This is a genomic window from Alicyclobacillus suci (assembly GCF_017329615.1).
GTDB lineage: Bacteria > Bacillota > Bacilli > Alicyclobacillales > Alicyclobacillaceae > Alicyclobacillus > Alicyclobacillus suci.
In genome coordinates this window covers 58,670-80,642 of sequence record NZ_JAFMTW010000002.1, presented here as the reverse complement: position 1 = coordinate 80,642, position 21,973 = coordinate 58,670, and the positions used below count along the sequence as shown (strand labels likewise).

General features: G+C 53.7%; 21 protein-coding genes and 1 other annotated feature. Of the genes, 2 read left to right on the top strand and 19 right to left on the bottom strand.

The window, feature by feature from the left end; all coding sequences use genetic code 11:
• Nucleotides 1-5 precede the first annotated feature (5 nt).
• The 11 genes from minD to J3482_RS01805 form a co-directional block, all read right to left on the bottom strand.
• Nucleotides 6-800 (bottom strand): septum site-determining protein MinD, encoded by a 795-nt coding sequence (minD, locus tag J3482_RS01855; protein ID WP_021295707.1) that lies wholly within the window; start codon nucleotides 798-800, stop codon nucleotides 6-8.
• Nucleotides 797-1,519 (bottom strand): septum site-determining protein MinC, encoded by a 723-nt coding sequence (locus J3482_RS01850; protein ID WP_021295708.1) that lies wholly within the window; start codon nucleotides 1,517-1,519, stop codon nucleotides 797-799. Before J3482_RS01850 ends, minD begins: the two co-directional genes overlap by 4 nt.
• A 119-nt stretch (nucleotides 1,520-1,638) precedes the next feature.
• Nucleotides 1,639-2,154, bottom strand: a complete 516-nt coding sequence (gene mreD, locus J3482_RS01845; RefSeq protein ID WP_146822658.1) for a rod shape-determining protein MreD — start codon at nucleotides 2,152-2,154, stop codon at nucleotides 1,639-1,641.
• Entirely contained in the window at nucleotides 2,151-3,026 is an 876-nt protein-coding gene (mreC, locus tag J3482_RS01840) for a rod shape-determining protein MreC (protein WP_146822660.1), read from the bottom strand. Before mreC ends, mreD begins: the two co-directional genes overlap by 4 nt.
• Nucleotides 3,027-3,052: 26 nt before the next feature.
• The gene (locus tag J3482_RS01835; protein ID WP_021295712.1) at nucleotides 3,053-4,087 is read right to left on the bottom strand and encodes a rod shape-determining protein; all 1,035 of its coding nucleotides are present in this window, start codon (nucleotides 4,085-4,087) and stop codon (nucleotides 3,053-3,055) included.
• Nucleotides 4,088-4,111: 24 nt separating this feature from the next.
• On the bottom strand, nucleotides 4,112-4,810 hold the full coding sequence (radC, locus tag J3482_RS01830) for a RadC family protein (RefSeq protein ID WP_223204113.1): 699 nt from the start codon (nucleotides 4,808-4,810) through the stop codon (nucleotides 4,112-4,114).
• 103 nt (nucleotides 4,811-4,913) lie between these two features.
• Nucleotides 4,914-5,162, bottom strand: a complete 249-nt coding sequence (locus J3482_RS01825) for a hypothetical protein (RefSeq protein ID WP_021295714.1) — start codon at nucleotides 5,160-5,162, stop codon at nucleotides 4,914-4,916.
• 105 nt (nucleotides 5,163-5,267) lie between these two features.
• Nucleotides 5,268-6,365, bottom strand: coding sequence for a hypothetical protein (locus tag J3482_RS01820; RefSeq protein WP_206921984.1), 1,098 nt, complete (start codon nucleotides 6,363-6,365; stop codon nucleotides 5,268-5,270).
• A 54-nt stretch (nucleotides 6,366-6,419) separates the two neighbouring features.
• Complete coding sequence (locus J3482_RS01815; RefSeq protein ID WP_146822664.1) at nucleotides 6,420-7,445, bottom strand: type IV pilus twitching motility protein PilT; 1,026 nt, start codon at nucleotides 7,443-7,445, stop codon at nucleotides 6,420-6,422.
• A 233-nt stretch (nucleotides 7,446-7,678) separates the two neighbouring features.
• Complete coding sequence (locus J3482_RS01810; RefSeq protein WP_146822666.1) at nucleotides 7,679-8,665, bottom strand: resuscitation-promoting factor; 987 nt, start codon at nucleotides 8,663-8,665, stop codon at nucleotides 7,679-7,681.
• 265 nt (nucleotides 8,666-8,930) lie between these two features.
• Nucleotides 8,931-9,692 (bottom strand): prepilin peptidase, encoded by a 762-nt coding sequence (locus J3482_RS01805; protein ID WP_188332221.1) that lies wholly within the window; start codon nucleotides 9,690-9,692, stop codon nucleotides 8,931-8,933.
• A 137-nt stretch (nucleotides 9,693-9,829) separates the two neighbouring features.
• Between J3482_RS01805 and J3482_RS01800 the strand changes: the two genes are divergently transcribed.
• Nucleotides 9,830-10,030, top strand: coding sequence for a hypothetical protein (locus J3482_RS01800; RefSeq protein ID WP_146822670.1), 201 nt, complete (start codon nucleotides 9,830-9,832; stop codon nucleotides 10,028-10,030).
• A gap of 254 nt (nucleotides 10,031-10,284) precedes the next feature.
• On the opposite strand, the gene murC is transcribed toward J3482_RS01800, so the two are convergent.
• From murC to J3482_RS01780, 4 genes are all read right to left on the bottom strand, one after another.
• Nucleotides 10,285-11,676: a UDP-N-acetylmuramate--L-alanine ligase gene (murC, locus tag J3482_RS01795; protein WP_146822672.1), complete on the bottom strand. Its 1,392-nt coding sequence runs from the start codon at nucleotides 11,674-11,676 to the stop codon at nucleotides 10,285-10,287.
• A gap of 14 nt (nucleotides 11,677-11,690) precedes the next feature.
• On the bottom strand, nucleotides 11,691-13,004 hold the full coding sequence (locus J3482_RS01790) for a bifunctional folylpolyglutamate synthase/dihydrofolate synthase (RefSeq protein WP_206921983.1): 1,314 nt from the start codon (nucleotides 13,002-13,004) through the stop codon (nucleotides 11,691-11,693).
• 19 nt (nucleotides 13,005-13,023) lie between these two features.
• Nucleotides 13,024-15,681, bottom strand: coding sequence for a valine--tRNA ligase (locus J3482_RS01785; protein WP_146822676.1), 2,658 nt, complete (start codon nucleotides 15,679-15,681; stop codon nucleotides 13,024-13,026).
• An 86-nt stretch (nucleotides 15,682-15,767) separates the two neighbouring features.
• Nucleotides 15,768-15,970: a binding site (T-box leader), on the bottom strand.
• A 77-nt stretch (nucleotides 15,971-16,047) separates the two neighbouring features.
• Nucleotides 16,048-16,563 (bottom strand): hypothetical protein, encoded by a 516-nt coding sequence (locus tag J3482_RS01780; protein ID WP_223204114.1) that lies wholly within the window; start codon nucleotides 16,561-16,563, stop codon nucleotides 16,048-16,050.
• 155 nt (nucleotides 16,564-16,718) lie between these two features.
• Here J3482_RS01780 and J3482_RS01775 point away from each other — a divergent pair, with 155 nt between their 5' ends.
• Nucleotides 16,719-16,880 (top strand): hypothetical protein, encoded by a 162-nt coding sequence (locus J3482_RS01775; protein WP_021295724.1) that lies wholly within the window; start codon nucleotides 16,719-16,721, stop codon nucleotides 16,878-16,880.
• Nucleotides 16,881-17,100: 220 nt separating this feature from the next.
• Here J3482_RS01775 and J3482_RS01770 read toward each other — a convergent pair whose 3' ends face one another.
• The 4 genes from J3482_RS01770 to J3482_RS01755 all read right to left on the bottom strand — a co-directional run bounded on the left by J3482_RS01770 (nucleotide 17,101) and on the right by J3482_RS01755 (nucleotide 21,968).
• Nucleotides 17,101-18,681 carry a midas domain-containing protein gene (locus J3482_RS01770; protein ID WP_206915415.1) on the bottom strand — a complete coding sequence of 527 codons (1,581 nt, stop codon included), beginning with the start codon at nucleotides 18,679-18,681 and terminating at the stop codon, nucleotides 17,101-17,103.
• Between the two features lie 150 nt (nucleotides 18,682-18,831).
• Complete coding sequence (hemL, locus tag J3482_RS01765; protein ID WP_146822680.1) at nucleotides 18,832-20,130, bottom strand: glutamate-1-semialdehyde 2,1-aminomutase; 1,299 nt, start codon at nucleotides 20,128-20,130, stop codon at nucleotides 18,832-18,834.
• Between the two features lie 103 nt (nucleotides 20,131-20,233).
• Entirely contained in the window at nucleotides 20,234-21,211 is a 978-nt protein-coding gene (gene hemB / locus J3482_RS01760; protein WP_146822682.1) for a porphobilinogen synthase, read from the bottom strand.
• Nucleotides 21,201-21,968, bottom strand: a complete 768-nt coding sequence (locus J3482_RS01755) for a uroporphyrinogen-III synthase (RefSeq protein ID WP_206921982.1) — start codon at nucleotides 21,966-21,968, stop codon at nucleotides 21,201-21,203. The genes hemB and J3482_RS01755 overlap by 11 nt, the downstream gene beginning before the upstream one ends.
• Between the last annotated feature and the right edge of the window lie 5 nt (nucleotides 21,969-21,973).

Here is a 21,973-nt window from a genome sequence, read left to right as displayed (position 1 = left end):
TCCGTTTAGCGGCCCGAAATCAATCGTTTAACGCGACCCCACAGACCAGATTTTTCTTCAAGAGACATCAGCGGCACTGAATCACCAAGAATTCGCCTTGCAATGTTGCGATACGCTAAACCGGCAGGCGTATCCGGATTCATTGCGCTTGGCTCGCCCAAATTTGAATTTTTGATAACCGACTCGTCATCCGGCACAATCCCCAGCAAATCACATGCCAAAATCTGGACAATCTCGTCGATATCCAACATTTCACCGCGTTTTACCATTTGTGGTCGAATGCGATTGATGATGAGTCGAGGCGACCCAACTTGTTCGCGTTCGAGCAACCCAATCACGCGGTCGGCGTCGCGCACAGCAGTATTCTCAGGGGTCGTCACGACAATCGCAAAATCCGCAGGTGCCACCGCGACCTTAAACCCCTCTTCAATGCCTGCTGGGCAATCGATCACAATATACTCGTAATCCGCCTTGAGCTCCGCGACCAAACGCTTCATGACGTCCGGCGTAAGCGCCCGCTTATCCTTGGTCTGCGCAGCTGGCAACAACACCAACTGTTCGAACCGTTTGTCCCGGATCAGCGCCTGCTGCAAGCGACAGTCACCGTTCGCAACGTCGATAATGTCGTAGATAATCCGATTTTCCAGACCCATGACGACATCCAAGTTGCGCAACCCAATGTCCGCGTCGACAATACATACCTTTTTCCCCAACAGGGCGAGTGCCGTTGCGATATTCGCGGTCGACGTGGTTTTCCCTACCCCGCCCTTGCCTGAGGTCACTACAATGGCCGAACTCATGCACGACTCCCCTTCTGTGTGGTCTCTCTCTCGCGACTACGCGCCTTTTCCCACTGCGCAAAATATCGCATGTGGGAGACAGCCAAATGTCCATTATCCAAATATGCGAACTCCATAAATGCCTGCATCGGCTGCTCGTGCAATGTCGGCGCGCGACTGACCGTGTCACAGATGCGCAGTTGCATCGGCGAAAATTCCGTCGCCGCGATGATGCTGCTCGAATCCCCGGAGACGCCGGCATGTGCGATACCCAACAGCCTCCCGAACACGTAAATATCACCCGTGGCGCGCACGTGCGCACTCGGATTGACATCTCCAATAATGACCACATCTCCGTCAAACGACAGCGGCTCACCCGCACGCACAACCCCGTGATAAATCGTCTGTCGCCGAGTGGTCCGGTTGCGATAGAACAGTGACTGCCGCGCCTCTGTGCCGGAACCCCAAGTCCGCAAAACAAAATTTTCACGTGCCAGAAACAGGGACAAAATACGATTGCAATCCGCCGGCGTGAGCTTTCGGCGCCCGTAATCGACGACGATTTCAACCATCGGGCCATCAAACACCTTGCCAGACTCACCAGACAACAAATTGCTCACGTACGCGCATAAATCGTCCATATCGGACTGTTCATCTAGAAGAAAAAGAAGTCCGTCCCGCGTCCCTTTCACAGTGACGAGCGGCTTCGTCTCATACAACGCTTCACTGTTGACAATCACAAAATTCCCTCCAGGGTGGCACTTGCCCGAAAGGCTTTATTCGCGTTTGCAAGCGGGTTTTCCTTCTCAAACAAAAAAACAACCCGCGAGCGGGTCGTTTTTTGCACCTGCGACGATACTCAAACGTCTCCATTCGAGACGTTGTATCGATTTCGTTTGTGATTGGTAAACAGCCGCGTAACTAGCGGATACAACATCAATACCAAAAGTCCATTGACCATCATCGAGACAAGTGACTGTTGGAAGACGAAGATTGGCCTATCCGCTGTCACGTCAAACAACCGTGTCAAACCATATGTAATCCACGTATAGACAAACGTCATCATCAATGTGTCAATGAACGTCACAGCCAAGTTGCGATGCAAGAACTGCCCAAAAAGTGCCCCAGAGAAGTAGGCAATCAACCCATAGGAAAATGCGTTTAACCCAATGAAAGAACCGTACGAAATGTCTTCGATAAGCCCAATCAACACAGCCATGACAACCGCAGTATTCGGACCGCGCATCAACGCAATAAGCACGAGAATCACCAGGACAAAGCCTGGATGAATCGCGTTCATCGGCGGAATTTGAAATACCGTCGCCTCCAAAATTAAGCCGACCCACAACATCAAAAATGCGATGGTGAGTTTCATTGGCCCTGCCCCGCCTGATTCGTCGTGCGAACGACAAAGACATCTTGCAGATAGTCCAAATTCGCCGCTGGCTGCACGACCGCCGTTTGCACCGTATTGTGCGGCCCATACTGTACCTTCGTGATTTTCCCGATGACAATCCCTCTTGGGAACACGTCACTCAAACCTGACGTCACCACTTCCTGGCCAACCAATTGCTTGGCAGGCAGTTGCACGAGCGAACCCCAGAAAGTCATGTCCAATGCACCCTGATTCCGTGTCGATCCGGTGACGACACCGAATGGCTGAACCGATGACGTGTCCGCGAATGCCGACACACCGTCACCGACCTGCGTATCCGTAATCAAGTCGACCTTCGCGCTGTGCGACGCAACCTTTTCCACGCGGCCAACCAAACTCCCGTCCGGCGCCACCACAGCCATGTCCGGCCGCACACCCTGCGCGCTACCTGCATCAATGGTCAACTGTGAATTCCATTCAGACGGCTCACGGCCAACCACGTGCGCAGGAACCCGCGGCAGAGACTTCCCTGCGCCCTGTGCGAAGTGAACCATTTGGCGAAGCCGATTGTTCTCCGCTTCCGCGTCGTTCAACTGCGCTTTCAAACTTTGATAATCCTGCATATCGTGTTTCAACTCGGCGTTTTCCACATACATTTGGCGCAAATCGTGCAGACCGCCGAAAAACGCGGTAAGTTTGCTGACAGGCCGATATACCCATCCGGATACCGTGTTTTCGACATTCATCACAATCTGCTCCGGCCAACTGGCCGTGCGGCCTGTCCTCGAAATCGTCAATCCAGCGATGACGACCAGGACAATAATGCTACCCAAAAGCAAAAACAAGCGTCGACTCGTTAGGTAACGGGACACCCGTATCCCTCTTCCCCTTCTGGTACTTACCCTCTACCCTGCGCCTTCCGAAGCGCCACACTGCGCTTGCGGTACACGTCGTAATTGTCCAACGCCTTGCCAGTTCCCACCGCGACACAATCAAGTGGGTCTTCAGCGACGACGACCGGCATCCCAGTTTCGGTACTCAACCGGCGATCCAAATTTCTGAGTAAGGCGCCGCCGCCCGTCAGGACAATCCCGCGATCCATAATGTCCGCCGCAAGTTCCGGCGGCGACTTCTCGAGCGTCACTTTGACCGCTTCAATAATGGAGCCCACTGTATCCGAGAGCGCCTCACAGATTTCCTCAGAGGATACCGTAAACGTGCGCGGCAACCCCGTCAACAAGTCACGACCGCGAATATCGAGTGAGCGTGGTTCTTCCAGCGGGGCGGCAGAACCAATTTGGATCTTCAATTCCTCCGCTGTCCGCTCGCCAATCATCAGATTGTATGTCTTCTTGACATACTGAATGATGGCCTCGTCCATCTCATCGCCCGCCACGCGAATCGATCTCGCCGTCACAATACCCCCAAGCGAAATAATCGCCACTTCCGTGGTACCGCCACCGATATCGACAACCATGGATCCGGTCGGCTCACCCACAGGCAAACCCGCCCCAATCGCGGCTGCCATCGGTTCTTCAATCACCTGTGCATCTTTAGCACCCGCTTCCAGCGCCGCATCTTCGACCGCACGTTTCTCAACTGCAGTAATTCCCGAAGGAACGCTAATCATGACGCGAGGTTTGCCAGACCAATTCGACTTCGCCTTCATCGCTTGACGGATAAAGTGGCGAAGCATCGTCGAAGTCGTTTGAAAGTCGGCGATAACACCGTCCTTCATCGGCCGAACCGCCACGATATTACCCGGTGTCCGGCCAATCATCTGCTTCGCGTCAGAGCCGACAGCCTCAATCGCGTTCGTATCCGTCCGCAAGGCGACGACCGAAGGCTCCCGGACGACAATGCCTTTTCCCTTTACATATACCAGAGTATTGGCCGTTCCCAAATCCACACCCATATCTCGAACCGCAAACATCTGTGATGGAATCCCCTCTCGACATCATTTGTCCATATAACCAGCCGCTCGCAAGCTGATAAAGCGCCCGTCTCCAATAATGAGATGGTCAAGCACATCGATACCTAGTACGCGGCCAGCTTGCATCAACCGTTCCGTGACCGCAATATCCTCCGGACTCGGCGTCGGATCACCACTTGGGTGGTTGTGCACACAAAGAATGGCAGACGCAACTCGCCGTACTGCACGCCGAAAAATCTCCCGTGGATGAACAATCGACGCATCCAGGCTTCCGATGGAACACGTCTCTTCCGCAACAAGCCTGTGCTTGGTATCTAAGAGCAGCGTTACAAAATGTTCCTTTTTAAGGTACCTCATCCTATCCATAACATACCTGGCTGCGTCCTCTGCCGTACGAATTTGTAACCTCGTCTCGCTCGGCTTTTGCGCAATACGTCGACCCAGCTCGATGGCGGCCGCGATTTGAATCGCCTTTGCGCGCCCAATCCCCGGAACATTTAACAACTCTGCGACTTCCGTATCGACGAGCGCGTACAATCCGCCAACGTTCTCCAGAAGCGCATGAGCAATATCAAATACCGTCTGGCGTCCATTTCCGGACTGCATAATACACGCAAGCAACTCGTCCGCCCGCAATGCACCCGGACCTAAGTGCAATAATCGTTCACGAGGTTGTTCAGTGGGTATCGACGGTGTGAGCAATTGATTCTTGTCCGCAAGCAAGTGAATCCCTCCACAGGTAGTTTCCTACACTGTACGAAGGAACATCGGACACCACAAACCCTAAAGTGTCTATGTATATCGCATTGACTCAAAACGCAAAACTTTATTTGGAGCGTTTCGAGCGGCGTGCAAGAAGACAGCCACACACAAATCCGACAAGTGTGCCCCAGTTCACCGTCAAGGTCAACGATAGTGAGAACTGGATGACAGCTAAATTGACACTTGGATGCCAAGATACGTGCGTATGAGGTTCCAACGCTGGCAGTCGACTGGCAAGCAGGATGTCGGCTAACGTACCGACAACACTCGCAGCAATCACCAGGCCTACTTTGTGCCAACCGCCACTGCGCATAATCTCACCCCAAACAGTCTAAATTGCGCATGACGGACATGTTTCGACACAATAGAAGAAATTCCTGCCGAACGTTGTCGATTCCATTATAATCGAAGTACCCGCTCAATTGATCCCCTGTAAATTTTTCAATTCGATGAGCGATTTTATCAAATATTTCATGGAATTGGTTTGATTGCGCTGTAAAAACGCTTGATTGGCCGATTGCAACGAGGCCTGCAGCGCCGTCAACTGACTGCCAATCCCCGTCTCTGCGACGGCGGCATCACCCGGATAGCTTTTGATAGCCAAGGCCAGCGCAGTTTGGGCATCGACGACGCGGCCGTGATCGGACAACCACGTATCCAAAGCCAATAAGCCGCTTGACGTCTGTGCTAACCATCGTTGCGTCGCAGTGATTGTGGAGCCGTCCGCATTGCCGAGCACCTGAATTGGACGGGCCGTCTCAACCACAGATGCGACGTTTGCGTTCAAATGGGACTTGCGTAACTGCGCGGCAAGCGCGTTCGCATCCGCTTCGACGACGGCGCCAGACGCAACCACAGCATAGCCATTCATCGGAACAACAGTCGCTGACACACCCTGTTTCCCTGCGCTGGCAGCGGCCGCCTTCGCCTTCGCCTCCGTAGCATATGTACCTAAAGTCACAAAATAGACGTGGTTACCTGGCAAGTTCAAAGCGCGCGTCGGCGTCGTCATGGCTGCCACATGCGTCGACTGAGGTTTCGTCGTCTTCGTATTTTCAAGGTCCGCCGCAGCTGCAGGAGACATCTGATGAAACAAAAACATCGCGATGCACCCGAATACCATGCCAACCGATAAACCACCTTGTAAAGCAGCCAAACTACGGTTTCCTTTTCGAGGGAATAATGTATACACCACAGACGCAGCTAATTTGGCCACCCACATCATGAGCGCCTTCCATGGGGCATTTGCAAACCGTGGAACTCTTCCAAACTGTCCTGATGGAACCTGTAAACGGCGGTCGTTTGTCGAGTCCACCGTTTTGCGCACCGCCTCGCGCACCGCTTCACTAGACATATACACCTTACGGCTATCCTCTGGCGTCACCGCGGACGTTTCTTCTCCAGTAAACCGATTTTCTTTGTCGCCGTCAGGATGAATCTCCCACGCCTTATCGCCTAGACGAACAAGAATGGACGATGAGTGCGTCGTATACTTGTGCGCTCCACTCTCAGCCATCATCGTTTCCTCCCGAGTCTCAGATACTATGACTCTATGAGCGGAAACTAGCAACTATGCCGTTATGTCCAACCAAGGTTTTGCAGATTCCATAGAAATGACGCCCGATTGCATCCGCTCTCGAGCCGCCATCGCAAATGTCTGCATCCCAATTTGTCGGGATGTTTGCATGACTGAGCGCAATTGATGCGTCTTCTGGGTGCGAATTAAATTGGCGACAGCAGGGGTATTAATCAACAATTCCGCCAGGGCGACACGACCACCGCCTGTTTGTGGCAAAAGGCGCTGCGACAAAACCCCTAATAGGACAGACGAGAGTTGCGACCGCACTTGCGCCTGTTGCTCGACGGGAAACATATCAATCAGTCTATCGATGGTCTGTACCGCGTCTCCCGTATGCAACGTCGAGAGAACCAAATGACCTGTTTCCGACGCCGTAACCGCTGTCCTGACCGTCTCCAAATCGCGCAATTCGCCAACGAGGATAACGTCCGGATCTTGCCGCAATGCAGCGCGCAGCGCAGGTGCAAACCCTGCTGTATCCCGGCCGATTTGCCGTTGATGAATGACCGATTGCACGTGTTCGTGGACGTACTCAATGGGATCTTCCAACGTGATGATATGTTTAGCGCTGGTCACGTTAATTTCGTGAATCAACGAAGCGAGTGTCGTCGTCTTGCCACTGCCTGTCGGACCCGTCACGAGAATTAAACCGTGAGGTTGACTAATAAGGCGCGTGATATCCGGTGGCAGGCGGAGTTCGGTCAAGGACGGAATCAACTTGGGGATGGGCCGAATCGCCACCGCCAAAAGGCCCTGCTGTTGGAATGCGTTCACGCGATAACGAGAACCTTCGCCATCGCTATACGACAAATCGACTTCACCTTCGCGACGCAGCCGTTCAAATTCTTCAGCGCTCAAGAGTTCCTGAATCCATGACTCAATTTGTTCGTTTGTAATGGTCGCGCCTTCCTTCATCAATTGGCCGTCAACCCGAAATGTAGGTGAATGACCGGCCCCCAGATGAACATCACTCGCGCGCAGTTCAGCAGCCCGAGACAGCACTTGGTCGATACGCATACAGGCACCTCTTCGACACGATTCATAGTCTTGCAACATGATTCGCTACAAGCGTTGCGATGTCCTGCGTCTGACCATCAACAGACTGCACGAAGTTTCATCGTGAAGGATCCTGATTGTAAACGAACCTATTCTTGAGCGCACGAAAAAAAACGCGTGAAACCGAAGTTTCACGCGTAGACCCCTTAACCCTATCACCCTTCATATAAGCTCCCTCATGATGAGGGATACTATCAATTGAGGATGTAAATTGTAATCGTGCGTTCTCCCCAACTTTCAGCAGCCGACTCAGACGACATACAAATGTCGATATGATTGCCGACAATGGCTCCGCCTGTATCCGCAGCCACCAATTCACCGACACCTGGTACATACACGCGCGTACCAAGCGGAATGACACGCGGATCTACCGCGATGACACCCGGCTGCGCGGGGCGCCCAGACGCCGTCGTACCGCCTGCCGCATACGCGGTGGCAAGCACAGTCAGCGACGACCTGTAGAGACTACTGGTCGGCGCACTGCTGCGGCTCGCAAGCGTGTAATGGTGAACGGCTGGCGCGGTGCCAACTTCCACTACGCTGTCCACTGGGTTTCGAACGATATGTTTTTTTACGCTCTCAGAAATCTTGTGACCATCCCGGTAAACACTCGTCGTCTCAATCTGCATCAACCCTGTCACACCGTGCGTCACCACGCGTTCATCTCCAGAAGTCAACTCAGATGTTCGGCGACGTATGGTCTGATACGGTATTTCCTGCGTCCTAGTGGATACCTTGCGAGAAGTGCGATGAATGGAGATAGTCTCTCCACCCGACAACGATGAATCTACCGGGACACTGAGATGGTCGGACTTCGTAAGGGTGATTCCCTGGTCTTGCAAAAGTTTCTGCACTGTCTTATCAAACGTCGATACACTAACCAACTGACCTTGGTCGTTTATAGTAATCGTCTTCGGATGTTCAATTACGACCGTCATGTTGTTTTGCACAGGGCTATCAAGCGCCGGGCTGACGCGCTCTCTTTGATCTACGTGGATACCGTACTTGCCGAGAAATTGTCCTACCGTGCCTGTGCAAAATCCACGTACCGTCTTGCGTTGCCCGCTGTCTTGGACCGTTACCGTCTTAAACGCAGCACCATACGTGGTCGCTGCGCCGCCCAGCAGCGTCAGTGCTGCTGCAGCAGTGGCGTAAACGGTTTTCGACTTTGGTAGACGCACTCCATCACCTCTTCCTAACTATTCACGAAAGAAAGAAGGCTGATAGGGGGCTCCGGGTTGCGGTTAGTATAACGATCCCCCTCTACAAATGCAAGACAACTTCTGTCAGCCAAACCTTCCTTCTAGACTTGGGGATAGTGTATATCAGACGGTATGACAATTGTTGCTGAAACATGTCGGCGTCTGCCCTGCAAGCCCTATCGAAATTCCGACAGGATGCGTCAACAAGCGGTATATCAAGGATTTTCTCGATATAAAACCACGCTTATACATGAAGCACATGATGGAGATACCAGTCTGGTAAATCGGATAACAGGAAATTGGCGCACGCAACACCCATTGCAATAAACGGAACAAACGGGATAAATTGGCGTCGTTCCAAGTGACCTGTCCATCGCAATAATATGCCGACAACCGCGCCAAATAGACACGCGAGAATGAAGGATTCTACACAGCGCGCTACCCCCAACACCGCACCTATACTCAAGTACAATTTGGCGTCACCCAGCCCCATCCTGCCGCCCGAGCTCAAATGTACCAGGAAAATCATCACAAAACCGACCACCATTCCGAGCAATGGTCGAACAAAATCCCCCTCACCAACCGCACAGAGCGCGTACAGCGCAAGACAACTCGGATAGGTCAACCAATTGGGCACCATCAAATGCGTCAGGTCTGTACTGACAGCAATCACCAAAACAAACCACAAGAGACAGGACGCAACGCTGAGCAACACGTTTGAATGATGCCAGAACGACAAGACTACCGCCGTGCCCAGCAGCAATTCCTGTGCCGGATAACGCATTGGAATCCGCGTGTGGCAAACACTGCAGCGGCCGCCAAGCAGAATCCACGAGACCACAGGCACGAGATGCCACGGGCGCAGTGGCGTTTGACAGTGATTACACCGCGATGACGGACGGACCATCGACTCGCCATCAACCACACGTTCCCCAACCAAGGTTGCAAACGACCCAAATACGGCGCCTACCAAAAAAAGATACAGAGATACAAATGCCTCAATCAACGCGATGCCCCCTGTCTGGTCATGCGTCAATTCGACGAGATGGGCCAAAGTCCTGCGTAAAACCTAAGCATTCGCCACGATATGATATAATTATCCTAGTAGAAGATAGAATTCGCTCACACAAAGGAGCTATTGATATGTATCGCAAACCATCACTTCTGATCAGCGTGCTCGCCATCATTGCGGCTGTCATCGTTTTATCGGTGCTATTTGTGTTTTTATTAAAACTCGCTGTCCTTGTCCTCATTTTTGCCGCAGCCTACTACTTGTACGCGCGCGGAGCGAGGGTGTTAAACCGTGATCCACGTCGGAAACGGGGCCCATGGTGGTTTCGCTAAGCGCCGATTTTAAGCCTTTATCGGGCAGCATTTGAGTAAATAGGCATTTGGCGTGTCCTAAGTCCGCCATACCGTACCAATGAAAAATCCAAAAATAGTACAAAAAGCATGCCTTATAGCAACGCAGGCAGGTGCGGACATCTGACCCAACCTAACCAGCAGCCGACCTGCCATGACCGCAAAAGAGGTGAGAACCGCGACAACGCGGATTCTCACCTCTTTTATCTACGACACGCTCACTCCATGCGCCATCGTTAGACTAGCGCTTTATGAGCGGTGCGCTCTAAATCATCACCCAAGCGCTCCGCAACCTTCCATATGTCGCCAGCCCCCATGGTGAGCACGAGATCGCCAGCGCGCACAGAAGATCGGAGATACGCGAAGATTTCATCCTGTGTCGCCAAATACTGTGTTCGCGGATTACTCTGCTTGCGGATTTCTGCCGCAAGCCGCTCAGCTGTGACGCCCTCGATTTGCTTCTCCCCTGCAGGCGAATAAATCTCCGAAATAATCACCTCGTCTGCCTGTGAGAAAGAACGAGCAAAGGCGTCAAACAAAAAGTACGTCCGCGTGTATCGCTGCGGCTGGAATACCGCTACAATGCGCCGACCCGTCGCCTTTGCCGCCGCGATGGTCGCGCTGATTTCCGTTGGGTGGTGCGCATAGTCGTCGATCACGAGGACATTGTTCGCCTCAGAAATCACCTGAAAACGCCGCTTCGCGCCATGGAACTCCGCAAGGGCTACGGCAATTTGGTTAAACGACAAGCCAGCTTCCCGACCTACCGCAATCGCGGCCAGCGCATTCAACACATTATGCTCACCTGGCAGCGAAAGCAACAGACGACCGACCAACTCACCGTTTATATACACCTCAGACGAACTGGTCCGCCCAGACAATTGCACATGTCTCGCTTGAATATCTGCATCGTCCGCAAAACCGTAGGTAATCACGCGTGCGTGCGCGTCTAATTTTAATTCTCGCAGATGCGCATCATCCGCTGAAAGCACCGCCAAGCCGTCTGCTGGAACTTGTTGAATAAACGTTCTGTACGCATTTTTGAGGTTCTCGAACTTTCCGTCGTAGTGCTCAAGATGGTCAGCTTCAACGTTTGTGACCACCGCAATCGCGGGGCGATAATGAAGAAATGAGCCATCCGATTCATCCGCTTCCGCCACGACAAACTGGCCGCCCCCGGCTTTTGCGTTGTCACCAATATTGGAAACGACGCCACCGATGACAAAAGTAGGATCCAAATTATTGCGTTCCATCATGTATGCAATCATCGACGTGGTGGTCGTCTTCCCATGTGCCCCAGTCACAGCGACACCCACTCGGTCTTCCATCAATCGAGCGAGCATTTCGCTGCGATGAATCACAGGAATTTGGCGGGCCCTCGCCTCGATGAGTTCGACATTATCCTGGTGAACAGCCGTACTGTGCACCACGATGTCCGCACCCTCGACTTGCCGTTTGTCATGGCCGTAAAAGATGTTCGCGCCACGGGCTGCGAGACGTTCCGTCAATTCTTGACGAGACACGTCCGACCCGGACACTTGATATCCCAAATCCAGCATGACACGAGCGATGGCACTCATTCCATACCCACCAATGCCTACAAAATGCACGTGTTGCGAACCGCGCACGCGCCTCACCGTCCTCATGTCCAGTAGTTCATTCCCAGTTTAGAAATAGCTTTCCTCGCGTCCTCTACCATATGCAGATTTCCCCAGATAACCAATGGCCCAGGTGCCTTTAAAGCCTCCGTCACAGCAACTGCCGGCTGTTCGATGATTCGAATGGGCAGTTGCGGCGCCTGCGCTTCAATCAGCCCGCGGATTTCTTCTGGGTCTGCACCCCTTGCATGGTTAGGACGACAAACGATAACGTCTTGTGCAAGAGGTAACACCTCTTTCAACATGGATTGCGCATCCTTGTCGCGAAACACACCTATCACCATGTGCCACAGCGGTGCCATGGACAAGGCCGCCGACATCTCCTTTAGACTCAAGGCCAGCGTATGCGCTGCAGCAGGATTGTGCGCCCCATCTAGAACCAGCGGTGCCGCACCGTGTTGAAACACCTCGAAGCGAAGTGGCCAGTGAACAGTGCGAAGCGCCGCCACCGCGCGTAGCCAGTCCGCATCCTCTAAATCTGGATGCGCAAGCTCAAACATCGCCAACGCAATCGCTGCATTGTCTATCTGATGCGGACCGAACAAGGACAATTCAAACGCGGGTACATCGTGCGCTACCCCTCTATAGCACAGCGTCTGATAATGGTCATCGTAGGCCGTGCGCTCAATACGGATGTCTGCTCCAAGACGCACCACCCGAGCTCCAACCGATTTGGCGACCTTCTCTACGATACCGTACGCTTCACCCTCCGCTCCTGTCACAAACGGTATGTTCGGCTTAATAATCCCTGCCTTATCATAAGCGATATCCGCCAGTGTAGGTCCTAAAATCTCAACGTGGTCGTACGATACATTCGTGATAGCCGTCACCATCGGCGTCACGACGCTCGTCGCGTCATAGCGTCCGCCAAGACCCGTCTCCCACACGACCACATCCACCTGTTTATCCGCGAAGTACAACAGCGCCATCACGGTAAGGACTTCGAACTCCGTCAGTGGGTCTTCGCTCGACGCCTGTTCAATGGCCTCACGAATGACCGTCGCATAGGTAGCAAACGACGAATCATCAATCGGCTGACCATCTATCACCATTCGGCCATTCAAGCCGTCAAAACCAGGCGAGGTATATAAGCCTGTCCGATGCCCGACAGCCATCGACATCGCACAAAGCATAGCACAGACCGAGCCTTTTCCGTTGGTCCCTGCCACATGATAAAAGCGAAGGCCCACCTGCGGATTACCAAGGGCGGCCAAGACGCGCTGAACCCGAGACAGACCCGGTTTAATGCCGAATCTGCTCAAAGATTCCACCCACGCAAATGCCTCTTGCACATTCACTACTGACACCTCGATTAAATCATTGCTGCAAATCCGAAATACGTTCCTGGACCGCCCGCAACTTCACTTGGTAATCTTCCATTTTCTCTCGTTCTTTGGCGACCACAGCTTCGGGCGCTTTCGCGACAAATCCGGCATTCGCAAGTTTTTTCTCAATGCGCTCGACCTCTCCGACGAGGCGCGATTCCTCCCGACGCAACCGAGCCAACTCCGCCTCCACATCAATGAGTCCCGCCTGTGGAATGTGGATCACGGCACCAGTCACCACTTGCGTAGCGGATTTCTCCGGCGCGTCACCACCTGCGGCAATCGTCAAATCGTCGCTGTTGCAAAAACGGGCGATATAATGGCGAACGGACTCAAATAGTTGGACATAATCCGCACTTTCACAGCGAATGTACATCGACACCGGCTTGCTGGGTGGAACCTGCAATTCTGCGCGGACGTTGCGGACAGCGCGAATCGCATCCATCACCAGCCGCATTTGACTGACCGCCTGGTCGTCGCAAAGTGCATCGTCGGCCTTTGGCCACACTTCGATAATGAGAGCCTCCGAAGTGTTCGGCAACGCTTGCCAGATCTCCTCTGTCACAAACGGGATATACGGGTGAAGCAGCTTTAAAAGTGAGGTCAATACCCGATGCAAAACCGTTTGTGCAACCGCCTTGCGCGCTCCGTCATCCCCATAGAGTGCAAGCTTGGAAAACTCGATATACCAATCGCAAAAATCATCCCAAGCGAAGTCGTACATCGCCCGCGCTGCCTCGCCGAAGTCATAGTGATCTAGATGATGTGTCACCGCATCAACGGTTTCTGACAACCGATGCAATATCCACCTATCGGCCACATCAAGTTGTCGACCTGTGAAATCGAGCGGCTCAAAATCGGCATCCAAGTTCATCAATACGAACCGGGAGGCATTCCAAATTTTGTTGATAAAATTGCGCGCCCCTTCGATTTTGTCCCACGTGAACCGTTGGTCGTTACCAGGCGACGTCGAAGTCGCCAACATAAAGCGCAGCGCGTCGGCGCCGTACTGGTCAATGACTTCCATCGGATCAACGCCGTTGCCCTTACTCTTGGACATTTTCTGTCCTTGTGCATCGCGAACCAACCCGTGCAGGACAACCGTTGAAAACGGCATTTTGCCAGTGAATTCACGGCCCATGAAGACCATCCGAGCAACCCAGAAGAACAAGATATCGTACCCTGTCATCAAAGCGCTCGTCGGATAATACCGCTGAAAATCCGGTGCTTCAAGATTTGGCCAATCCAGTGTCGAGAACGGCCACAACGCGGAGGAAAACCATGTATCCAGCACGTCTTCATCCTGGCGTAACTGTTTACTGTGACAATGTGGACATTCTGTCAAATCGGTCTTGGAGACGCTCAGTTCCCCACAGTCGTCACAGTACCAGGCTGGGATGCGATGCCCCCACCAGAGTTGCCGCGAGATACACCAATCCCGGACGTTCTCCAACCAGTGTACGAAGACCTTGGTGAAACGCTGAGGTACGAACTGTAGTTCACCCCGCTCGACACCAGCCAAGGCAGGACGCGCCAAATCCTCCATGCGGACGAACCATTGGTCAGATAAGAATGGCTCGACGACCGTATCACACCGACTACAGTGGCCGACTGAATGCGAAATTTCCTCCGTCCGAACCAACTGTCCACCTTGCTCTAGCGCGTCGACGACAGCACTGCGAGCCTGCTCGCGCGTGAGCCCTTGGAACTCGCCCGCCAGCACATTCAAGCGCCCATCCGCGTCGATACACTGCAGTTGTTCTAAGTGATGGCGTTCGCCAACCTCAAAATCGTTGGGATCATGGGCTGGGGTGATTTTCAAACATCCTGTCCCATACTCGATGTCGACATAGTCATCGGCAATCACAGGTATCTCCCGATTTGTAAGCGGAAGGCGAACCATCTTGCCAATCATTTGTGTATAACGCTCGTCATCTGGGTGCACTGCGACCGCGACGTCCGCAAACATCGTCTCAGGCCGCGTCGTCGCAATGATAACTTCCCCGCTACCATCGCTTAGCGGATAGCGGATATGGTAGAGATGACCGGTTTGCTCTTTGTGCTCAACCTCGATGTCAGACAGCGCCGTGGCACACCGCGGGCACCAGTTGATAATCCGATGTCCCCGATAGATAAGACCTTTTTCATAGAGTCGGACGAACACTTCACGAACAGCTGCAGACAGCCCTTCGTCCATTGTGAACCGCTCGCGGCTCCAATCACAAGAACTGCCGAGTGCGCGAATTTGCCGCGTAATGGCATCGCCATATTGATGCTTCCAATCCCAGACGCGCTCGACAAATGCTTCGCGACCAAGGTCATGGCGCGATTTTCCTTCGGATTCTTGAATGGACCGTTCGACGCGTGCTTGTGTGGCAATGCCGGCGTGGTCAGTACCAGGAACCCACAACGCGTCAAATCCATTCAACCGCTTATAACGAATGGTGATGTCCTGTAATGTGTTGTCCAATGCGTGACCAAGATGCAGTACGCCCGTCACATTCGGCGGTGGCATCACAATCGAAAACGGCGGTCGTTCGGGATGACGACCGGCCCGAAAATAGCCTCTTTGTTCCCATGTTTCATAGATGCGCTGTTCGACTGCGCGCGGATCATAAACGGTTGAAAGTTCATGTTCCCTTGCTGTCATGAGATTGCCTCCTCTTATCGAAATACCTGTCTGCCATAACGCGCGGCAGCATGCAATCGTTCCTGAACCAAAAAAAGCCTATCCGTCCTCAGGACGGATAGGCTCCGCGTTACCACCTGAATTTTCCGCTCATCGCGAGACGAACGAAACACTCGACATCGATAACGGAATGACCCGGGGTAAGCAGCTCAAGGGCGACCTTCAGACGGACGAAAGCGGTGCATTTCAGCGCGCTGCACCGTCTCTGGACAATCGAAACCGCCTTACTCCTCCCTTTCAACGCCGTTCATATGGCAATAGGTGCTTTGTATAGTACGGATTTCATACGGAATTGTCAAGTCTTGTCGAGATAAAACCACTCGCCACTTACCGCGGCCGACGCCCCCGGCCGCGTTTCTTTTTCACGCGGTGCACGCGCACTGGCTTCACTTCATCGCGACCATCCGTCTTTGTAGATGTCGCTTGTCGCTTCGCTTGCGCTTGGGCACGTCGGCGGTCAGACCACGCCGACGTCCGCGAATAAACTATCGAAAACAAAATCCCGATACCGCCGATAATGGCATTTTGTTCAACGAAATACCCCCACCCATAGTAAAGGGTACCTTTATAGCCGATGGTCAGCTGAAAAATCAGGTTGATGACAAACCCGAGGATGGTCACCAAGAGCGTATTCGCCATACGGCGCTCCTTCACCCGCTGAACCACCAGAATTGCGGCGATAAACATGCCCAACTCGCCAGTCTGAATAAAGGAGTATCTCCCCTTCGAAACATAGTACGCGACAAGTTCCAGTATCGCGAGGACCACCACCGTCGTACCGACAAAACGCCAATACCAGCCTCGCCACACACCTTGCCCTCCAGGATTCATTGATTGATTCAACTATCTTCCCCCAAACGTCGTCAAGGCCAAAGCCTGTCCGTCTCCTGAAATTACGTCCCTATCTTAACAAATGCAAAGAACTCTTGTCACAGGACAAATACCTGAAGGGGACACGCGCATATACATTAGTGACCCGATGTAAGGAGGGTTTGCCCATGCGACTGTTCTATTCCCTGTTGAGATTCGTGAAGATTATCCTCGCCCTAGCGATTTTCCTTCTGTTTCTCAGGTCAATTTTTTGGCCAAGCGCACTCGATTTGCTCATTCTGATGCTACTGTTTATTGTCTTTGTCGCTATGTTCATCGGGGCACCTTGAAACGCGCGCGGCCCTGGCCAATCAGGTATAGAAGCCAACCTCAGGCTGATGGGCCGCGTGCGACAAGCCAAATTGGCGACTGTCAGTGAATGGGACGAGTTGTCGCGTTGAACGAAGTACGCGCAGCGAAATATTAAGGGTCAAGCGCCAACAGGGCCAGCGAATCACTCGCGGCCCTGAATCTCGTTCATTCGGAATGCTTCGACCCAACTTGCTGCCGTTACGCCGACGGCACGCGAGGAATCGTAAACGGCACGTCTGGAATCCGCAGCGCTTGGCCCGGAGTAACCTGACCATTGGGGCAATCATTGATGCGACTCAATTCACTCGGGAGGCATCCACAGCGCTCGGCGACCATCTCTAACGTCTCTTCTTCTGCGACAATCGCGTAGCGCAGCGTGTAACGCGGTTCCGGCCCATTAAAATCGACAAACGACCACAAATCCGATTTCAATACCGATGGCACGGCCTCCGCTCGCGGTTCTTCCACCACTTCTGCCACTGATTCGACATCCAGCAGATTCTGGTCATCCGTCGGCACCGCACTAGAAATCGTGAACTTCGGAATCTCACGCGGTTCGCTGCGAAGATCCTCTTTAAGCTCTGCGCTTTGCACAGCATCCTCTACGGGAGCTTCGAGCACTTCATCGTCGAGTTGGTGCTCAAACTCGAACGAGGCAACCGGTGTGGGTTCCGTTTGTGCTGCAGTTGGCGCTTCGGCTTGCGGCGTTGGTGAAACAAAGAAGCGGTCCAAATTGACCAATTCACTGCGAACGGATTCGACCGCCGGTGGTTGCGCTGATGGCGACGGTTGTTCATGCGATTCGCTTCCCCGTGCTTCCTCTTCGGCCCAGCCATGACCCCTGCGCGCCTCACTCACTTTCTCCAATCCGTGATTGTCACCCGTGCGTGCGTCGGTTTGGTCGTGGGAAGATTCCACTCCATTTGGTTGACTATCCTCATCCGCGTCACCGTCTTCGTGTCGCCACATGTCGGCTTGTGCGCCCACTAGCTCCGGAGATGGTTCTTCACTGGCGTGATAGTCGTTTGTATCGTAGGTTTGACCGACGGTGTCCGCATCTACCTCCGCGTCGTCTGCTTTTACTTCATCTGCCACATGTGCTTCAATTTCCGACACGGCGTTCGCTTCTTCCCCGACTGTCGTATCAGCCTCCGCCGTGGCGTTCACTTCTTCCTCAATCGCCTCATCTACAGCGCCCAAGTCGGCTTCGTTCGACAGTTCCACCGATGGTGACGTCTGATTCGCGAATCCGTCTGCAAATTCCGGGTCAGACACGCCATACACCGGCTCCTCGACCACCAATTGCTCCCGTAAAAACGGTCGGCTTCCTTCCTGTGCACCGCACTGAAAGTGATACCCCTCGTCGCCGACTAGGCCATGAATCTCCAATACGCCTTTGACATTCAGCCAATGGTCGCTCACGACGTCCAGTGCCCAGCCCGACAGCCGGCTCTTCACGTTCACCACGCCGCCTTGCTGCGCTTCCACAGGGACACGCAAGACAAACGGCAGGCGATGGTGAATATGGCGAACAGCAGATTCCTCTTCCGTGCCGACGGAGAACGACGCCTCGGCCCCGCCACCGTCTTCCGACGAACGCACATAACCAGCAAAGACCACGGCACCGTGCAACTCGTACACGTCGCCGTCCTTCTCAAACGCAACCACTTCCGTGGCGACCGTCGCATCTTCCACAGAGTCTGTGCTGGTCACAGTTTCCATGAAAATCTCCTGATCGATCGGCAGCCGGATGAGCGGTTCTCGAGCTTGTTCAGACATCCTAAGCCCCTCCTCGCACGCCAAGCAGATTCCATCACCAATGTATGTACACGATTGCGCACATATGTCGATAGCGTGTCCAGAGTGCCACAAGAGACAAGCAATCCGTCTATCCGGCTGTGGTTATCCCATGTAATTGATGACGTTCAGTCAAGCGCCAAGCGTTTGAAAGACGGACGAGATAGCGGACAGTGTGATATCTAACTCCTTATCCCCATGAACGCCCGAAACGAACGCAGATTCTAGCGGAGAAGGAGCAAATGTCACACCTCTATCGAGCATCGCGTGGAAAAAGCGCTCGTACATAGCGCTGTCGCTCGCGCGCGCGCCATCAAAGTCGTAGACAGGGCCGTCGTGGAAGAACAGTCCGAACAAGCCGCCTAAGGCATGTCCGTAGGTGGGGATGCCGTGTTGTTTGCCGTGATCGACAAACGCATCCACCACCTGTTGCCCATAGGCTTGGAGTTTATCATAAAAGCCTGTCTTATCGGCCGCCTCCAACATCTTCAACGAAACAAGCCCTGCAGACATCGCGAGTGGATTGCCTGAAAGTGTGCCACCCTGGTACACTGGGCCGCTTGGCGCAATCAACTCCATCAGATCACGGCGACCGCCATACGCGCCAACCGGCAGCCCAGCGCCGATGACCTTGCCAAACGTAGTCAAGTCCGGCTCAATCCCAAAGCGTGCCTGGGCACCCCCGAGCGCGACGCGGAAGCCCGTAATGACTTCGTCGAAAATGAGGAGCGTTTCGTAACTCCTCGTCAGTTCGCGCACCGCCTGGAGGTATCCGGGCTTCGGCAAAACGCAACCCATATTCCCCGCCACCGGTTCAATAATGACCGCAGCAATCTCCTCGCCGCGCTGCAAAAAGACGTCGCGAAGCGCGTCAATATCATTATACGGCACTGCAATCGTGCGCTCCGCCGTCTCCTTTGGGACGCCAGGGCTATCGGGCAGGCCCAAATCAGCAACCCCGGACCCTGCCTTGACGAGGAAGTGATCAGCATGACCATGGTAGCAACCGATAAACTTCACCACATAAGAGCGCTGCGTGGCCGCACGCGCCAGACGCACGGCGCTCATCGTCGCCTCCGTACCACTGTTGACCATGCGCACGACTTCAATCGACGGAACCAGTTCCACGATTTTCTCCGCGACCTGCGTCTCCAACTCCGTCGGTACGCCAAAACTGGTGCCCAATCCAGCCACTTCTTGGACAGCTGAAACAATTTGTGGGTGTGCATGCCCCCAAATAAGCGGCCCCCAACTCATTAAGTAGTCGACGTAACGATTGCCGTCGATGTCGTATAAATAAGGTCCTTCTCCGCGCTCGGCAAAGAACGGTGTCCCATGAACAGATTTAAACGCCCGCACAGGACTATTTACACCACCAGGCAAAACCTGTTTGGCGCGCTCAAACGCAGCCGTCGATTTCGGTCCAGCCATTGTCTCATCACGCTCCCTGTAGATTCTACGCCTCACTAGATCAGCGTCTGTCCGAGGAGCGCGCACGAATCCATGGTCGCGGCGACCTCGGTCGGACCGATGCTTAGCGATTTTCTTCCTTCAGCCAACGGGCCACATCCGGCGCGTGATACGTCAGAATGATATCCGCACCGGCTCGTTTAAACGAAGTCATCATTTCCATGACAATCGCCCGCTCGTCAATCCATCCCTGCATCGCGGCAGCTTTGACCATGCTGTACTCCGCACTAACGTTGTACGTACCAATCGGCAGGTCGTAGGCGTCGCGGATTTGCTGCATGACGTCCATGTACGAAAGCGCCGGCTTGACCATCAGGATATCGGCACCTTCAGCGATATCCGAGGCCGCTTCACGCATTGCTTCGCGGACATTGGCGGGATCCATCTGGTACGACTTGCGGTCGCCAAACGAAGGGGTCGAATGTGCCGCTTCGCGGAACGGTCCGTAAAACGCGCTCGCATACTTCACTGCGTACGAGAAAATGGATACATCTTCAAATTTATTTTCGTCGAGCACTTCGCGAATTCGCGCGACCCGACCGTCCATCATATCAGACGGCGCCACGATGTCAGCACCAGCCTCGGCATGGGACAAGGCGGTCTTCGCAATCAAGGTCAACGAATCGTCGTTGACGATTTTGCCATTGCGAACGATGCCGCAATGTCCAGTCGAGCTATATTGGCAAAGACAGACATCCGTCATGACGACCAAATCCGGATTCTCCGCCTTCGCGGCGCGAACGGCTTCCTGGACGACACCTTTTGGCGCATAAGCCGATGACGCCATTTCATCCTTCTCCGACGGAACGCCAAAAATAATGATGCCAGGGATTCCGAGTTCAGATAGGCGGTGAATCTCCCGACGGAACGCGTCGATACCATAATGCATGACACCCGGCATCGCACTGATCTCGCTGGTACCAGACAACCCTTCCTCCACAAACATCGGATACACTAAATCATTGACCGTCACATGGTTCTCCCGAACCAGATTTCGTATGCCGCTGGTTGCCCGCAACCGCCGATGCCGTTCAAATTCCATATTCCTCTTCCTCCTTCAAAAATTGCAAAAGTGTATCGATTAAACCGTCATGTGTCAGCTCAGTCGGCATCAACGCTACAGGAATGCCTGCCGAATCAAGAGCAGACGCCGTTGTCCGGCCAAATGCGACAACCGCACTCCTCCCCTGTTGCACGTCCGCTCGGATATGAGCGACCGATTGCAACAGCGAGGAAACACCTGACGGACTAAATAAAACCCAAACCAATGCGCGATTGACAGGCAGCCTTGGCAATTGTTCGACAGGCGTTGGGACCGTGTCGTAGACTTCGAGCTCAAACACCTTGTGTCCGCCGTCACGAAGCGCCGCCACTAACACTCGTCTCGCCTGAACACCTCGCGCGAAAACAAATGTCTTGCCACCATTGGGCCACTCGGAAAGTATCGCGTGCGCCAGGTCACTCGCATCCCGAACCTGCGGGTAGACGACACAGCGAACCCCGATATCCCGGAGCGGCGTCGCCGTCGCCTCTCCTATACAATAACAAACCGCTTGTCCCCATCGCCAATCCCTCGATGGATACTGTTTTGCCAACACGCGTGCCGCCGTCAGTGACGTGACCAGAATGCCGTCTACCTGCTCTGGCAAACAGCGACATTGACGCGCGATGTCCGAATCGCTGTAGACCACTGTTTTAACCAGTGGCCAATGAATCGCACAAACACCCAGTCCTGTGAGACGGTCAACCAAACTTCGGCCCCTATCTCCGGACTGGGTAATGACCACTGTCGAATTCATGCCAG

What these genes read in the sequence shown, in the direction of transcription:
- J3482_RS01755 (WP_206921982.1), bottom strand. Translation starts at nt 21,968, where the DNA reads ATGAATTCGACAGTGGTCATTACCCAGTCCGGAGATAGGGGCCGAAGT.
- J3482_RS01785 (WP_146822676.1), bottom strand. Translation starts at nt 15,681, where the DNA reads ATGACAGCAAGGGAACATGAACTTTCAACCGTTTATGATCCGCGCGCA.
- J3482_RS01820 (WP_206921984.1), bottom strand. Translation starts at nt 6,365, where the DNA reads ATGGCTGAGAGTGGAGCGCACAAGTATACGACGCACTCATCGTCCATT.
- hemL (WP_146822680.1), bottom strand. Translation starts at nt 20,130, where the DNA reads ATGGCTGGACCGAAATCGACGGCTGCGTTTGAGCGCGCCAAACAGGTT.
- mreD (WP_146822658.1), bottom strand. Translation starts at nt 2,154, where the DNA reads ATGAAACTCACCATCGCATTTTTGATGTTGTGGGTCGGCTTAATTTTG.
- J3482_RS01815 (WP_146822664.1), bottom strand. Translation starts at nt 7,445, where the DNA reads ATGCGTATCGACCAAGTGCTGTCTCGGGCTGCTGAACTGCGCGCGAGT.
- minD (WP_021295707.1), bottom strand. Translation starts at nt 800, where the DNA reads ATGAGTTCGGCCATTGTAGTGACCTCAGGCAAGGGCGGGGTAGGGAAA.
- hemB (WP_146822682.1), bottom strand. Translation starts at nt 21,211, where the DNA reads ATGGAATTTGAACGGCATCGGCGGTTGCGGGCAACCAGCGGCATACGA.
- J3482_RS01835 (WP_021295712.1), bottom strand. Translation starts at nt 4,087, where the DNA reads ATGTTTGCGGTTCGAGATATGGGTGTGGATTTGGGAACGGCCAATACT.
- J3482_RS01800 (WP_146822670.1), top strand. Translation starts at nt 9,830, where the DNA reads ATGTATCGCAAACCATCACTTCTGATCAGCGTGCTCGCCATCATTGCG.
- J3482_RS01825 (WP_021295714.1), bottom strand. Translation starts at nt 5,162, where the DNA reads ATGCGCAGTGGCGGTTGGCACAAAGTAGGCCTGGTGATTGCTGCGAGT.
- J3482_RS01770 (WP_206915415.1), bottom strand. Translation starts at nt 18,681, where the DNA reads ATGTCTGAACAAGCTCGAGAACCGCTCATCCGGCTGCCGATCGATCAG.
- J3482_RS01775 (WP_021295724.1), top strand. Translation starts at nt 16,719, where the DNA reads ATGCGACTGTTCTATTCCCTGTTGAGATTCGTGAAGATTATCCTCGCC.